Source organism: Lysinibacillus sphaericus (genome assembly GCF_000600105.1).
Lineage (GTDB): Bacteria > Bacillota > Bacilli > Bacillales_A > Planococcaceae > Lysinibacillus > Lysinibacillus sphaericus.
Genome location: NZ_CP006837.1, coordinates 4,385,007 through 4,398,203, shown reverse-complemented (window position 1 = coordinate 4,398,203; position 13,197 = coordinate 4,385,007). Strand labels below are relative to the sequence as shown.

The following is a 13,197-nucleotide window of genomic DNA, read 5'->3' as shown; positions in this document are numbered from 1 at the left end:
GAGAAAAAAGCCCCGCAGGAAGTGAGGGTAGTAGATATCTACATACAAAGAAAAAGTGTTAGATTGACAATCAATCTAACACTTTTTTGTTGAACCGTTGTTGTCCGCTTCGGCGGTGCTTTCCGCTCAGCACAGTAAGTCGTAACCCTCGCTAACGCGCAGGTTTGATAGCCAAAATTTATGAACACCTTTCTTCTGTTCCTTAAATTTTTTAAGTTTGCCCCAGCTTTTTTGTAACTAAGGCAAAATAGCAAATGAGCGTACGGGGAAGCCAGATGCTTTTTCAGGCTTTGGCACAATATTGAAAATGACTGCCCCCTTTGGTGGTAGTTTGTCTAAGTTTGTCATTAGCTCAATTTGGTATGTATCCTGATCCAGTACGAAGTATTCGCCATTTAACGTACCATTTTTACGGAAATCAGCCGCTGAATCTGTATCAAACGTTTCATGACCAATGGCACTTATATTTCTTTCTGTAAATAAAAACGTTAAAGCTTCTAATCCCCAACCTGGAATATGGTTGTGACCATCCTTGTCTTTATTACTAAATAATTCTTTATCCGGCCAGCGTTTACTCCAATCAGTTCGCAGTGCCACAAATGTTCCTGCTTCAATCTTTCCATATTCCGCTTCGAAGTTGAGTATATCTTGTACACTTAAAGTGAAATCATAGTTCGAAGCGGCCTCCTTGGACTTATCAATCACAATAAGTGGAAGAACAAGTTCTTTTAATGCTAATTCATCCAAGTAGCGTGCATCTGAAACAAAGTGAATGGGTGGATCAATATGTGTACCATATTGCCCGGGAAACGTAAATTGTTGTGCAAAGAAACCATCATCATGGGAAAATAACGTTTCAAACTTCGCATCATCAAACATAAAGAAATGTGGCGAGTTAGGTCCGAAAGTATGTGTTAAGTCAACCCATTGTTTTGATTTTAATAGTTGCAGTGCTTGTAAAAGTTCATTTGTCATTTTTATTCCCCGCTTTCTCTGACTATGTGTAGTGTAAAAAAACAAAAAGAGCCCTACTTGTAGTAGAGGACTCTCATGTAACTGAAGTCAATCTTCTCATCTTTTCGAATCTCGCACTTGGAATTAGCACCATGCCTTAGACTGGTTGCTGAGACTTCATAGGGCCAATCCCTCCATCTCTCTTGATAAGAAAAATATATGAATTTTCAGAATTAGTAATACCAACTACTTTAGCATAATCATCTATAGTTTACAAGTTCTATAGGAATATATGGATATAAATATAGCAATATAGATAAGGATTGTCACACAGCGGATTTTCCCCATCCACTTGCAAGGACTATGCGGGGTGCTTTTTTAGTGGGAACTATATAGTAGATATTTGAATGCCTTGAGATATAAAAATAATGTACGTGTCAATAGTCAGTAAATATCAAATAATTTGAAATATCAGCAAATTAATATAAATCTTATATAATAATTAATAATTCGGTAAATATATTTATTTTGCATTATTTTGAAAATTGTAGTTAAATAACCCTGATTTTTAGCTTAATTATTGAAATGTTATCTGTGATTATTTAGAATAATTTTAAATAGATTTGAGGGGGGTGTGATACGATGGCACAACAGATTCTATGTGAAGTCAATAACTGCACGTATTGGGGTTCAGGAAACAAATGTACTGCAGAGGCTATTTACGTTGTTAGTCAAAAAGGTCAGCGGGCATCCAATAGTGAAGAAACAGGATGCAAAACATTTACACCTGAAGAGCATTAAGGCCGGTAGAAGCCGGGGCACAAGAGAAAAAGTGTTAGATTGACGACAATCAATCTAACACTTTTTTGCTTTGCGTTAATGTATGCTACGGAGGATGTTTTCAAATGTCGTAATTGGTTATATCTATTTGAACAATAGGGTAGGTGCATTTTTTCTTTTTACCCCACATAATCCAATGAGTGATACCAGCTACTTTAGCATAACCATCTATAGTTTATAAGTTCTGTCGGAATATATAGATACGAAAATAGCAAGTCTCTTAGTCACCAATATAACACTAACGCTAAACTACAACACCCACCTTCTCTCAAAACAATACGAATATTATCTGGCGTATATTTCGCTTCAAACTTCGTTGTAATTCCAGCAGAAGAAATAAGTTTTTGGACTTCATCTTGATTGGATAGCTGTGCGGCGTTTTTAAGATCATGTGCAAATTGATCAGAACCCTCAATTTTCTCTGTCAGTAATTGCACTTGTTGCATAATTGTTTGCATCCCTTTTGCTGACGTCTTTAACTTTATGGTATTAATAGGCGGATAAGGGCTTGTTGTCGTGGTAGGCATGGCAAGTTGTCTAGGGACATGATGGGGTGTAGGTGGGATAGACATTCCCCAATCTGGATAATGGTTATAAACATAATACGGATAAGGATTGTAATACAGCGGATTTCCTCCCATCCATTTGCTAATCTCTTATGTATCTTATGTAGTTACATAACGTTTTGTGTGAGGCTGTTCTTCTTTCAAGACAGAGCATAAGGCATATATAATGATTTGCATTAAAGGGAATTAAAGAAAAAAATAGAATAAGTAATAGATATTGAGAAAAGGGGGTTATTGCATGAATCGTTTAAATTTAATTACATTGGGTGTAAAAAGTATGGTTGAGTCGCTTGCATTTTATCGTGAAGGGCTTGGTTTTGAGGTGGTTGTCTATGGAGATGAAACAAATCCTGATGTGATTTTCTTCAATAATGGAGGAACAAAAATTTCTCTATTTCCTATAGAACGATTAGCAAAGGATATAAATGAAGAAAACCCACCAAAAGCAGGCACCGACTTTACGGGCTTTACGCTTGCCTATAATGGAAAATCTAAAGAAGAAGTCGATGCAATCTTTTCCCTAGCAAAAAAAGCTGGAGCAAACATTGTCAAAGAGCCTGAAACGGTGTTTTGGGGAGGGTATAGCGGTTATTTCCAAGATCCCAACGGTTATTATTGGGAAGTTGCATATGGAGATACGTGGGAATTTGATGAAACAGATATGTTAATTATTAAATAATAAATAGCGTGCGTAAAATTTAACTAGTTGGACAGAGGGGTTGAGATGGTGCAGCAACCATTTTGGGAGAAAGAGTACTTAGCAGATACGCATTTCGCTTTTGGTAATCCTAGTGAGGAAGTAGTGGAATGGGCAAAAAAATTACCAGCGGATGCACGCATTTTAGATATAGGATGTGGCGATGGTAGACATGCCGTTTATTTAGCACAGCTGGGGTTTAAGGTAGAAGCCATTGATATTTCAGAGGCAGGTATTGCTAAAATAAATAGATACAAAGCGTCGCACCAGCTACATAATTTACAGGCAGATGTTCAAGATATTACTACATATCAGTTTAGCGATACGTATGATTGCATCATTTCACATGGCCTATTTCATTTTTTAGCGCGCGAAGATTGGCATCGCATTATTCAGTTAATGCAACATTATACCAAGATAGAGGGCATCAATATTATTACTGTATTTACAGACGAAGTTGACATTCCAGAAGATTTAGCACCGTTTGTCAAAGGCATATGTCAAGAAGGTGAGATTAGAGAATTATACGAGCAATGGTCCATTGCATTTTATCGCTCCTATCAATTTGAAGATCAGCATGAAAATAATATAAGACATTGTCACGCAGCCAATAAACTAGTCGCTATAAAAAGAGCATTGTAAATACAGTGATAGTTTTACTTTAGGTTAATTTTGGGTTTATTTCTTAGCTGAAGTATTGAATACACCAATTTTGTTAAGGATAACAAAAGAGGAGGTGTGATACGATGGCACAACAGATTTTATGTGAAGTCAATAACTGCACGTATTGGGGCTCTGGAAACAAATGTACGGCAGAAGCTATTTACGTTGTTAGTCAAAAGGGTCAGCAGGCATCCAATAGTGAAGAAACAGATTGCAAAACATTTACACCTGAAGAGCATTAAGGACGGTAGAAGCCGGGGCACAAGAGAAAAAGTGTTAGATTGATTGAGGTCATTCTAACACTTTTTGCGATGGCGGAAATTTTCTAATGTCGTAATTGGTACATATCTATTTTGTCTCTCTTGAACAATAGGGTATGTGCATTTTTTACTTTTTCCTCTACATAATCCAATGAATAATTGCCAAATGCATCCGTTAAGTCACCAATGGCGCGCGATAAATTATCAATCACAGGAATTAATGTATCAAGCTCCATTGGTTCTTTCCTAGTGTTCATTTCATCCATAATTTCATGAGCAAGATGTTGAATTATTCGCAGGCGTTTGTTTTCAGCTTGCATCATATCCTCCTTTAAACAGCAACTTTTTACACTCAATAAATATATGAAGGTCGTTTACAGTTCATGAGTGATTACTTTCGCTTGAACGTATATGGCACACATAACAAGACAAGGAAAAAGCCAGACTTCATCAAATGGAGTCTGGCTTTGTTTTTTAGTATTGAAATGTAACGCGAACAGCTGCACTAATGGTTAGTTGACCTTGCTCAATGGGGGTTGTCATAGATGAATCAGCCATTGCCATTGATTTATAAAGCACAGGGGCATGATCGTTTTCTTCGATGATTTCAATCGGTTGTGGCTGTACAGATAAGTGCATCGTTTGAGCGATTGTTTTCGCCTTCATTTGTGCATTATGAAGTGCTAAGCTGAGAGCCTGCTGATAGTATTCATCCGCATGCTCAATTTTAAATTGGATGGAGGAAATCTGATTTGCACCATTTTCGACAGCTGTATCAATAACAGCTCCTACTAGATTGGTATCAGGTATTTTTACCGTGATAGCATTTACTACTTCATAGCCTTTAAACATTTGTTTACCTTCTACATAATCATAAATAGGTGTAATCGTATAGGTGGCGGTCTGAATGTTTTCTCTTGGGATAGATAACGCCAAAAGAGCATGAATAACACGATTCATAGAGCTAGCATTTTGGTGCTGCGCTTGTTTTACACTTTCGCCTTGTGTCGTGACCTCTATTTGAAGCTGGACATAACTAGCGTTAGCGACTACTTTTCCATTTCCGCTAACAGTCATTACTCGTGATGTGTGGGGTACTTGTGCCTGGGCATGTGTGTAATACATTTGAATCCCACCTCCCGACTGGTTTCTAGCATGTTAAATCATTTTTAACAATGCTTCTACACCAGTCATTCCTGCAAATATACCTAGTTGCTCCGCTTCAAATGTAACAGATTCAAGAGGGGCGGTTAATAGCTCATCTATCGTCTTCACGCCAACCGCTCGACCTGCCACAATTTTTCGATCTAATAAGCGACTATTTAAAAGACCGACATCTAATGCACCACACATGATGTAGCCTGTATCATTAGATATAGTTAATAACGTTGTTTTTGGTAAATGCACAATCACAGCAGTGAAAAAATGACCTTTAATCATAATAGGTTCAATTGTCACCATGAACATCACTCCTTTTCTCTCTATACATATGGCAATAGATAAAAAGGTGTTCAATATTTCTACTAAAATTCTAAAGCGAAAAAAATCCACTGCGCTTTTGCGTGCACGAAGTAAGCCGCAACCTTCGCTAGCGTGAGGCCTGTTGCGTCTTACGTAGGGTGCATTTTTGCAGAAAGCTACGTGGATTTTAATTTCTCAATAGATAAATTGTGTCAGTGTCAGGCACTGATTATTTTGTATATGAAAGCATAGCTGTTTGTTTTATATTTTTTAACGCTAATTTAGCCTCATCTTGCGTAGTGTACTCGAACATACGGAATGTATCTTGCTCAAAAACAGTAATAACCCACATTGTAAAATCCCCTTTGTTGTCAATTTGTAGTATAACAGTTGTGTTATTTTGAATAATTGTTATATATCAGTTATGCCCTTTATTTTACACTGATTTTCAAAAAAATAAAGGGCTAAATGAAAGGTTTCACATTTCGTTCAAAATTTGACGTTGCGTAAATGAAAATTATTTAAAAATAAAGGTGGGCGAAATAAATTTAAGTAAAAAACTGTGAATGATGAAGAAATTGTTTGTTAATTGGTTTTTTAACATATCTTTTTAAAGGGTTTAAGTAAAAACAGGTAGCACCTCAATAGTATAATTTAGCGGCTTTCGTAAATAGTAAGATGAGCTGAAATATGCGAATGAAACATGGGAGGTGATACTGTGATACGTAAAAATGTATTGTTTTTGACGGTTTGCTTATTATTCATGTCGATATGTTTAACAGACATGCGTACCTCTGCAGAAAAAGGACGTAGTGAATATGAGAAGACTGGTGAAGTTGTTTGGGATATAGATACAAAGGATAAAATCGTTGCCTTAACTTTTGACGATGGTCCACATCCAAAATACACCGCAAAAATACTAGATACTTTAGCTAAGTATGAAGCAAAGGCTACATTTTTTATTATTGGTCAAAATGCAGAAAAGTATCCAGAGCTTGTTTCACGAACTTATAAAGAGGGCCATGAATTAGCCAATCATACGTACTCTCACCCGTATAAAGTTTCAATTCCTGATTTACAGGAAGAACTAAGGCAGACAAACCAGATGATTTATAGTATTACTGGCTTTTCTCCTGTTTTATTCCGTCCTGTGGGTGGCAATTATACTGAAAAGATGATCAATACTGCTGTAAACAACGGTTATAAAGTAGTCATGTGGTCTTGGCATCAAGATACACAGGATTGGAAAGAGCCAGGGGCGAATAAAATCGTCCAAAAGGTGTTAGGAGGAACAAAACCAGGAGATGTGATTTTGTTTCATGATGGAGGCGGCAACCGCACTCAAACGATTAAAGCCCTAGAAGAAATCATACCAACCTTAAAAAAACAGGGCTATACATTTGTAACAGTATCAGAATTAATTGAAAAAAAGCAGCAACAAGAGAAAATTCAATAAAAAATAAGCCATTTCATTATATTGAAATGGCTTATTTTTCTCTATAAGAAGCGGATATTCTAGGTATTTATAGATTAGAAAAATAATAAAGGTGCCAACGCAATACCAGCAATTGCTCCAAATGCAAAACCAATGCCAAGTCCAGCGCCAAATCCTGGTCTAAATCCCCAACCCCAAAGACCTAAGCCGTATCCTCTATATTGTCTATCAGGTAGAACCCATACCTGTTTTCTATCCACTTTCGTTATTTTTCCAACATGAACATTGCCAGATGTGTCAGTAATTCTTACACGTTTACCGTGATATTTACAGCAAAGATTATAACAATCAGTTGGATTCACAAGAATCTCCTCCTTTCTACGTCCTTACAAGTTAATATATGCCGTTGCATACATTTATCACTAGCCGATTGTCTATTGGAAACATAAGCTATCGTAAGGGGGTGCGTGAATGTCGGTAATATCAACAGATGATTGGCTACATGAGTTCAAAACTAGTCGAAAATTGAAGCATAGTAGAGAGTTTGAAGATTTACAATGTACGATTCTTTGTAGCCGATTACTAGACCATTTTAAAGGTGGAACGCCACAACAAATCCAATTTGAACTACAACAACAAGGGTTGTTTCGAGCGCATGAAAATATCGATATAAAAAGCCTGCAAGCGCAAAATGCTTGGCAAATTATACGAGAGGAATTGTTCTATTTAAAGAAGAAATGGAGCGGGCCTGATATACCCATCTATATTTTTCCTCTAACACAGGAGCAAAGCGTCACAAATAAAAATGGAGTTGCCTATCCAGATGCTCTATTTTTATTTATAGGAGAATTAGAAAGGCAAGAGTTACAGGCGTTATTTGCACATGAGTATAATCATGTTTGTCGACTGCACTACTTAAACAAATCATTAGAGGAAGTAACGCTATTAGATTCATTAATTATAGAGGGCTTAGCGGAATGTGCAGTGGAGGAATTATACGGTGCCAAATGGTTAGCGCCTTGGTTGAAAGATTATTCTACGGACAAAATGTTAGCTATATGGAAGACATACTTTTTGCCTAACATGAATGTTAAAGGTTTAGATCATCATATTGAGTTTTTATATGGTGGGAGGCTTCCTTCACATATAGGATACTGTATTGGTTATGAAATGGTCCGAACATATATACAAAAGCATGCATCAAATAAGTTACATGAAAAACATTCTGAAGAAATACTTAAGGGTTCTATATTTTCGGTATAACTAAAAACCAGTTGTCGATACACAAATCGACAACTGGTTACGCTAATTTAAATGGTAATAATCCCTATTGCTATTGCAATGCCTAGTAAAACAATGCTTAAACCCCACATCCAAAAGAAAGAGTATTTTAGGTGTTTTCCCATCTCTAAACCAGATAAGCCTAAAGCTAACCAGACAGCAGGGGCAAGTGGTGAAACAAACGTACCGACAATATTACCAATAATCATGGCATATGCAGTGGAGAGAGAGTCAATACCAAAAGATAAACCAATCTGTTCAACTACAGGAAGCAAGGCGAAATAATAGGCATCCGTACTTAATAATAAATCAAAGGGTACACCTAATATACCGATCATAATATGCAAATAAGATGATAGTCCTGCCGGTAAAATATTGACAGCATTATTGGCAATAGCATTTAACATGCCTGTGCCATTTAGTATGCCCAAAAATAAGCCCGCTGCAATAATAATCGACGCCATCGTTAACGCATTCGGAGCATGTGTCCGCACGCGCTCCATTTGTTCTTTAGGTGTACGATAATTAATGGGCAGAGCAATAGCTACCCCGATTAAAAAGGCTAATGCTGCCGGTACAATACCCGCGACTAAAACCCCGATTACCATGACAGCAATTACTGCATTCACCCACAATAGTTTTGGTCGTCGTAAAGATAGGTCTACTTCGGATGACACAACACCTTGTGTAATATGTTGGTCGTCATGCGTAAAATCAAGTGTGCCGTATTGCTTCAGAATACGGTGCTTTTCTCTAAAGCCAAGGTATAAGGCTAAAGCTAACATTAATAGAACACCAATGATTTGAATGGGTATTAACGGGTACCATAGTTCAGTGATATCCACCTCTAACACGGAAGCCACCCGTCCTAATGGACCTCCCCAAGGAACCATGTTCACCACTGCTGCAGCTCCAGCAATTAATAAAAGTAATAAGTATGGATTCATGCGCAAGCGTAAATATAAAGGCAATAGTGCTGGAATCGTAATTAAAAATGTAGAAGCACCAGACCCGTCTAGTTGAGCCACAACAGCAATTAGTACAGTTACAATAGCAACGACAACAATACGCCCCTTTGTAAGCGCAATCATTTTGTTGATCAATGGCTCAAATAATCCAACGTCCTGCATAATACCAAAGAAGATAATAGCAAAGATAAACATTACCGCTACGTTCATCACAGAACTTAGTCCGGAACTAAAGAATTCCCCTAATTCCTCGAAACGAAAGCCAGCGATAAAAGTAGCGATTATCGGTGGAATAACCATTGCAACAAGCGGCGAGACACGCCCACTTATTAATAAGGCAATAATGACGATAATGGTGATGAAACCAAGGATACTTAAGCTCAAAAAAACCCCTCCCTTTAATTGAGTATTCTGACTACTAAAAGGTAGCATGCTGTAAATAGGGAGGGAATAATATGGTCATAAGTTAGATAAGATACATACTATTCATTTTGTTCATAAGTTCCATAGTATATATATTTTCTTTCAGGTCTACCAATTGTTCCGTATATCGGTTTGATGTACAAAAACTGTTCACCAACTAAGTATTCTAAATAGCGGCGGGCAGTTGAACGACTAGAACCGATGATTTCACTCAATTGTGAGGCTGTAAGTTCCTTGGTTTTTATTTTTTCGAAGACCTCTTTAACTGCCTGTAATGTGTGTAAATCAATGCCTTTTACAAAGGTATCTTCTGTAGCAGTAGATTCACGATAAAATATGGAATCAAGGTCAACTTGCGTGAAGTTTGATGTGTGTCGAAATAAATGAAATGTATGCAAATATTTTTTAAACGCTTGATGAAGTCGTTGTTGTTCAAAAGGTTTAATTAAGTAATCTAAAATGCCTAAATCTATGACATCTTTTATTAAATCTCTTTCTGTTGCAGCAGAAATAACGATTATGTTGATGGCAGGATAATGATGCCGTATATGGTGTACTAAAGAGCTCCCTTCGACATCAGGAATATACAAATCGGTTAAAATAATCGCTGGTAAGTTGGTGGATTGTTTTAGCTTTTCAATCGTTTCTTGCCCAGTCCGTAAATTTTCAGTAACGGTAAAACCACCTATTGTATGAACATAATCTGCATGAATGTTTGCTACTCTAAAGTCATCTTCTATAATCCATACACTTGTGCAGGCTGTTGTCATAAGCGCTTACCTCCTTTAGGAACGATTATTAAAAAGCACGCTCCTGATAAATCTCCAGCATCTAATAAAATATCTCCATTTATTTTTTCGAGAGCTTTTTTGCTGATTGTTAAGCCATGTCCTCGATCTAAGCCTTCCTTTGTTGAAAAACCTTTCGCAAAAATTTTATCGGTCAGCTTGTGGTCAATACCAGGGCCGTTATCTTGAATCTCCAATAAATAATGATTTTTATAATCGTTAATAGATAATTGAATTATTTTATCGGAGGACGGCAAGTTTTTTAAAGATTCAATAGCGTTTTGAAGAACATTGCCAAGTGCTGTAAGAATAGCATCTTCCTGAAGTTTAGATAATTTCATAGATGGGGGAATTTCCTTCAGCTCGAGTTTAATGCCCAGTTCCGTTGCTTCTGCCAGCTTCCCTTGAATTAATGCTAGGAGTAGAGGGGATGTGCCATTATTATTTAGAAAAGCTTGATGTTTAAGATGAATATTTCGTTGTTCTTTAATGTACTCAATTGCCTGATTGTAATGTTTAGAAAATAGCAAACCTAGAATAATATGAAGCTTATTCGCAAATTCATGTGTATAGGCGCGTTGCATATTGGCATACTGTTTGACTTGTTTCAGTTCATCAATAATTTTTTGGATGTCTACTTTTTTTCTAAATGTATATAAAGAACCTATTTTCCTTTTCTTTTCCACTAAAGGCGCTTTATTTAAGATGATAATATGTTCATTGAGTGTTAGCTCTAAGTTATGAATATGTTGTTCTGCAACGATTTTAGGTGTGAAAATATGCTCGATTTTAGTTCCCATCCATGCTGAAATGGATTGATTGTGAGTAGAATCTAGCATTCCGTATGCACTTTTATTAATAGTGGTAATTTGATTTAAATGATCGACCGCAATAATCCCTTCTTCCGTCGTTTCTAAAATCACTTTGTTTTGTTGATATAATTTAGCAATTTGGATTGGTTCCATATTAAATAATAATTTTTTAATATAAAGAGAGATGGCGATTGCCCCAAGTATACCTATGAAAAGAATAATAATTGTGTAATTGAGCCACTTCATAAGATGGTCTTTGATGATTGTATCGATATGCGCGGTTAAAAAACCGACAGAAACAACACCGATAATGTTTTCGTCTATCATAATAGGGGCTTTACCTCGGATTGATTCACCTAAGGAACCAACCGTTTTAGAAATATAGGCTTGTTTATTTAGTAATGCAGCATCATTGTCCCCACCGACCATGGGATGTCCTATTCGATCTTTTGCGGGATGGGAATAACGAACACCTTGTGCATTGCCAACTACGATAAATGCTGCATTTATCTCCTCTCTTAAAGGTTCGACGATTGGTTGGATAATGTCACTTGGATTTTCATGCTCGAATGCTGTAATAATCTCCTCCATAGAAGCGATTGTTTTAGCAATATTCAATGCTTCCACGCCTATTTGCTTTTCTGTTGTATCTCGTATATGTTCTTGCAATAGATACATAAAGAGCCCACATATCATTAAAATTAAAATCGACATTAAAAAAATCATTTTAACTGTTAGAGACTGGAATAAACTTCTCATATTTCACCTCTAGATAGTTTTCGTTTGCCATCTTGTAAAAAGAGCGTATTTGGGAATAGAATAGCATACACCAAATAAAGAGTTCGAGTCATTTTATAGTGGCTAAAGTAATCATAAAAAGAATTTTGCTGTAAATACTTAGCGTTACAATAAAAGCAAGGGGTGATGGCTATGTCAAATGAAGTGAAAAATGTACTGCCACCTGTTGTTGATGCTTCAACAAAGGTGCTTATTGTTGGCTCAATGCCAGGAAAGCTCTCATTAGAGAAACAGCAATATTATGGCAATCCGCGCAATCACTTTTGGGCTATTATTGGGCAAATTGTAAAGAGAACAATACCGGAAGATTATAAAATGCGAATAGAGTTGCTAAAGGAAAATGGGATTGGTCTTTGGGATACCATCGAATCGTGTGAGCGCAAGGGTAGCTTAGATGCCGCCATTCGCAATGAAAAACCAAATGATTTTAAAACGCTTTTTAAACAGTATCCAAATATAGAACTTGTGCTTTTTAATGGTGGGAAAGCTTTTGAAGTGTTTAAAAAGCATATTGGTGTTGAGGTTTTAGATGGACGAGCCTATCAAAAGATGCCATCGACTAGCCCAATCCCTGGAAAAAATATAAAATCCTTCGACGAAAAGTTAGCGGATTGGCGAGTGATGCAATCGTATTTAACGTAAACGAGGTCATATGGTAGGCTAATTGCTCAAGCGACTTTCGCCCTCTTACATATAGTGAAATATGTAAAAGGGGGGAGTTTGTATTGAATTTATATCCAAATAATAATTATGGGGAAAATTTCAGAGGTCCGAGTTGGAATGTTCCAGGTATTCCGCCAGTTGGACCACCACCAAATATGGGCCAACCACCAAACTTTGGACCACCGTCTTCTGGGCAAATGCCAATGAGTGCTCCACCAAACTTTGCTCCACCTATGCCCGCGTGGCATGGTGGCTCAAATGGCATTCAATCGTGTTTATTTAGAAACACGTATTTATGGATGAACAACGGAAGAAGTTTTTGGTTTTTCCCTACGGTCATAGGTAGAGAATTTATTGCGGGATTCCGATGGAGTAATAGATATGGATGGCGTTTCCGTACATTAACAAGAGACCATATTCTTTCGTTTGAATGTTTTAGATAATGGATTTAAATCGTAGGGATTCGAATGGAGCATGTAGAAAACTGCCAAAATTTAAGTGGGCATTGTGCCATAGCGATTTTCTAAAAGGCGCGAGATGAAAATACGAAGCGAATGTATTCTGTTTTTAAGTAATTGATGTTACAAT

General features: G+C 36.9%; 18 protein-coding genes and 1 riboswitch. Of the genes, 8 read left to right on the top strand and 10 right to left on the bottom strand.

Annotated features, from left to right (window positions below):
* Positions 1–237 precede the first annotated feature (237 nt).
* Entirely contained in the window at positions 238–975 is a 738-nt protein-coding gene (locus tag T479_RS21320) for a cyclase family protein (protein ID WP_025220791.1), read from the bottom strand.
* Between the two features lie 93 nt (positions 976–1,068).
* Positions 1,069–1,167, bottom strand: a riboswitch (SAM riboswitch).
* A 429-nt stretch (positions 1,168–1,596) separates the two neighbouring features.
* Between T479_RS21320 and T479_RS23415 the strand changes: the two genes are divergently transcribed.
* Positions 1,597–1,755, top strand: a complete 159-nt coding sequence (locus tag T479_RS23415) for a DUF1540 domain-containing protein (protein WP_069508162.1) — start codon at positions 1,597–1,599, stop codon at positions 1,753–1,755.
* Positions 1,756–2,018: 263 nt separating this feature from the next.
* Here the strand turns inward: T479_RS23415 and T479_RS21315 are convergent, their stop codons facing one another.
* On the bottom strand, positions 2,019–2,435 hold the full coding sequence (locus T479_RS21315) for a YuzC family spore coat inner layer protein (protein WP_227665388.1): 417 nt from the start codon (positions 2,433–2,435) through the stop codon (positions 2,019–2,021).
* A gap of 163 nt (positions 2,436–2,598) precedes the next feature.
* On the opposite strand from T479_RS21315, the gene T479_RS21310 reads away from it, so the two are divergent.
* The 3 genes from T479_RS21310 to T479_RS23410 all read left to right on the top strand — a co-directional run bounded on the left by T479_RS21310 (position 2,599) and on the right by T479_RS23410 (position 3,962).
* Positions 2,599–3,039 carry a VOC family protein gene (locus tag T479_RS21310; protein WP_025220789.1) on the top strand — a complete coding sequence of 147 codons (441 nt, stop codon included), beginning with the start codon at positions 2,599–2,601 and terminating at the stop codon, positions 3,037–3,039.
* Between the two features lie 45 nt (positions 3,040–3,084).
* The gene (locus T479_RS23050) at positions 3,085–3,699 is read left to right on the top strand and encodes a methyltransferase domain-containing protein (RefSeq protein ID WP_025220788.1); all 615 of its coding nucleotides are present in this window, start codon (positions 3,085–3,087) and stop codon (positions 3,697–3,699) included.
* Between the two features lie 104 nt (positions 3,700–3,803).
* Positions 3,804–3,962 (top strand): DUF1540 domain-containing protein, encoded by a 159-nt coding sequence (locus tag T479_RS23410; RefSeq protein WP_069508156.1) that lies wholly within the window; start codon positions 3,804–3,806, stop codon positions 3,960–3,962.
* An 83-nt stretch (positions 3,963–4,045) separates the two neighbouring features.
* On the opposite strand, the gene T479_RS21300 is transcribed toward T479_RS23410, so the two are convergent.
* The 4 genes from T479_RS21300 to T479_RS24250 form a co-directional block, all read right to left on the bottom strand.
* On the bottom strand, positions 4,046–4,300 hold the full coding sequence (locus T479_RS21300) for a hypothetical protein (RefSeq protein ID WP_024364004.1): 255 nt from the start codon (positions 4,298–4,300) through the stop codon (positions 4,046–4,048).
* Positions 4,301–4,454: 154 nt separating this feature from the next.
* The gene (locus T479_RS21295) at positions 4,455–5,105 is read right to left on the bottom strand and encodes an SIMPL domain-containing protein (RefSeq protein WP_025220787.1); all 651 of its coding nucleotides are present in this window, start codon (positions 5,103–5,105) and stop codon (positions 4,455–4,457) included.
* A 33-nt stretch (positions 5,106–5,138) separates the two neighbouring features.
* Positions 5,139–5,441, bottom strand: a complete 303-nt coding sequence (locus T479_RS21290) for a YunC family protein (protein WP_024364002.1) — start codon at positions 5,439–5,441, stop codon at positions 5,139–5,141.
* Between the two features lie 229 nt (positions 5,442–5,670).
* Positions 5,671–5,793 (bottom strand): hypothetical protein, encoded by a 123-nt coding sequence (locus T479_RS24250; protein WP_255313814.1) that lies wholly within the window; start codon positions 5,791–5,793, stop codon positions 5,671–5,673.
* A 411-nt stretch (positions 5,794–6,204) separates the two neighbouring features.
* Here T479_RS24250 and T479_RS21285 point away from each other — a divergent pair, with 411 nt between their 5' ends.
* Positions 6,205–6,897 carry a polysaccharide deacetylase family protein gene (locus tag T479_RS21285; protein WP_227665478.1) on the top strand — a complete coding sequence of 231 codons (693 nt, stop codon included), beginning with the start codon at positions 6,205–6,207 and terminating at the stop codon, positions 6,895–6,897.
* Between the two features lie 74 nt (positions 6,898–6,971).
* On the opposite strand, the gene T479_RS21280 is transcribed toward T479_RS21285, so the two are convergent.
* On the bottom strand, positions 6,972–7,238 hold the full coding sequence (locus T479_RS21280) for a hypothetical protein (protein WP_024364000.1): 267 nt from the start codon (positions 7,236–7,238) through the stop codon (positions 6,972–6,974).
* A 109-nt stretch (positions 7,239–7,347) separates the two neighbouring features.
* On the opposite strand from T479_RS21280, the gene T479_RS21275 reads away from it, so the two are divergent.
* A complete protein-coding gene (locus tag T479_RS21275; protein ID WP_025220786.1) occupies positions 7,348–8,139 on the top strand; it encodes a DUF2268 domain-containing putative Zn-dependent protease in 792 nt (263 codons plus the stop codon).
* Between the two features lie 47 nt (positions 8,140–8,186).
* Here T479_RS21275 and T479_RS21270 read toward each other — a convergent pair whose 3' ends face one another.
* The 3 genes from T479_RS21270 to T479_RS21260 form a co-directional block, all read right to left on the bottom strand.
* Positions 8,187–9,509 (bottom strand): CitMHS family transporter, encoded by a 1,323-nt coding sequence (locus tag T479_RS21270; protein ID WP_025220785.1) that lies wholly within the window; start codon positions 9,507–9,509, stop codon positions 8,187–8,189.
* Between the two features lie 98 nt (positions 9,510–9,607).
* The gene (locus T479_RS21265; RefSeq protein WP_024363997.1) at positions 9,608–10,318 is read right to left on the bottom strand and encodes a response regulator; all 711 of its coding nucleotides are present in this window, start codon (positions 10,316–10,318) and stop codon (positions 9,608–9,610) included.
* Positions 10,315–11,907, bottom strand: coding sequence for an ATP-binding protein (locus T479_RS21260; RefSeq protein WP_025220784.1), 1,593 nt, complete (start codon positions 11,905–11,907; stop codon positions 10,315–10,317). The genes T479_RS21265 and T479_RS21260 overlap by 4 nt, the downstream gene beginning before the upstream one ends.
* Positions 11,908–12,078: 171 nt before the next feature.
* Between T479_RS21260 and T479_RS21255 the strand changes: the two genes are divergently transcribed.
* Complete coding sequence (locus T479_RS21255) at positions 12,079–12,588, top strand: DNA-deoxyinosine glycosylase (RefSeq protein WP_025220783.1); 510 nt, start codon at positions 12,079–12,081, stop codon at positions 12,586–12,588.
* A gap of 83 nt (positions 12,589–12,671) precedes the next feature.
* Complete coding sequence (locus T479_RS21250) at positions 12,672–13,052, top strand: hypothetical protein (RefSeq protein WP_025220782.1); 381 nt, start codon at positions 12,672–12,674, stop codon at positions 13,050–13,052.
* Positions 13,053–13,197 lie beyond the last annotated feature (145 nt).

Excerpts from the sequence above, each read along its gene's own strand:
- T479_RS23050 (WP_025220788.1), top strand. The coding sequence starts at position 3,085 with ATGGTGCAGCAACCATTTTGGGAGAAAGAGTACTTAGCAGATACGCAT.
- T479_RS21315 (WP_227665388.1), bottom strand. The coding sequence starts at position 2,435 with ATGGGAGGAAATCCGCTGTATTACAATCCTTATCCGTATTATGTTTAT.
- T479_RS21260 (WP_025220784.1), bottom strand. The coding sequence starts at position 11,907 with ATGAGAAGTTTATTCCAGTCTCTAACAGTTAAAATGATTTTTTTAATG.
- T479_RS21265 (WP_024363997.1), bottom strand. The coding sequence starts at position 10,318 with ATGACAACAGCCTGCACAAGTGTATGGATTATAGAAGATGACTTTAGA.
- T479_RS21300 (WP_024364004.1), bottom strand. The coding sequence starts at position 4,300 with ATGCAAGCTGAAAACAAACGCCTGCGAATAATTCAACATCTTGCTCAT.
- T479_RS23410 (WP_069508156.1), top strand. The coding sequence starts at position 3,804 with ATGGCACAACAGATTTTATGTGAAGTCAATAACTGCACGTATTGGGGC.
- T479_RS21255 (WP_025220783.1), top strand. The coding sequence starts at position 12,079 with ATGTCAAATGAAGTGAAAAATGTACTGCCACCTGTTGTTGATGCTTCA.
- T479_RS21285 (WP_227665478.1), top strand. The coding sequence starts at position 6,205 with ATGTCGATATGTTTAACAGACATGCGTACCTCTGCAGAAAAAGGACGT.
- T479_RS24250 (WP_255313814.1), bottom strand. The coding sequence starts at position 5,793 with ATGTGGGTTATTACTGTTTTTGAGCAAGATACATTCCGTATGTTCGAG.
- T479_RS21290 (WP_024364002.1), bottom strand. The coding sequence starts at position 5,441 with ATGGTGACAATTGAACCTATTATGATTAAAGGTCATTTTTTCACTGCT.
- T479_RS23415 (WP_069508162.1), top strand. The coding sequence starts at position 1,597 with ATGGCACAACAGATTCTATGTGAAGTCAATAACTGCACGTATTGGGGT.
- T479_RS21295 (WP_025220787.1), bottom strand. The coding sequence starts at position 5,105 with ATGTATTACACACATGCCCAGGCACAAGTACCCCACACATCACGAGTA.
- T479_RS21320 (WP_025220791.1), bottom strand. The coding sequence starts at position 975 with ATGACAAATGAACTTTTACAAGCACTGCAACTATTAAAATCAAAACAA.
- T479_RS21275 (WP_025220786.1), top strand. The coding sequence starts at position 7,348 with ATGTCGGTAATATCAACAGATGATTGGCTACATGAGTTCAAAACTAGT.
- T479_RS21310 (WP_025220789.1), top strand. The coding sequence starts at position 2,599 with ATGAATCGTTTAAATTTAATTACATTGGGTGTAAAAAGTATGGTTGAG.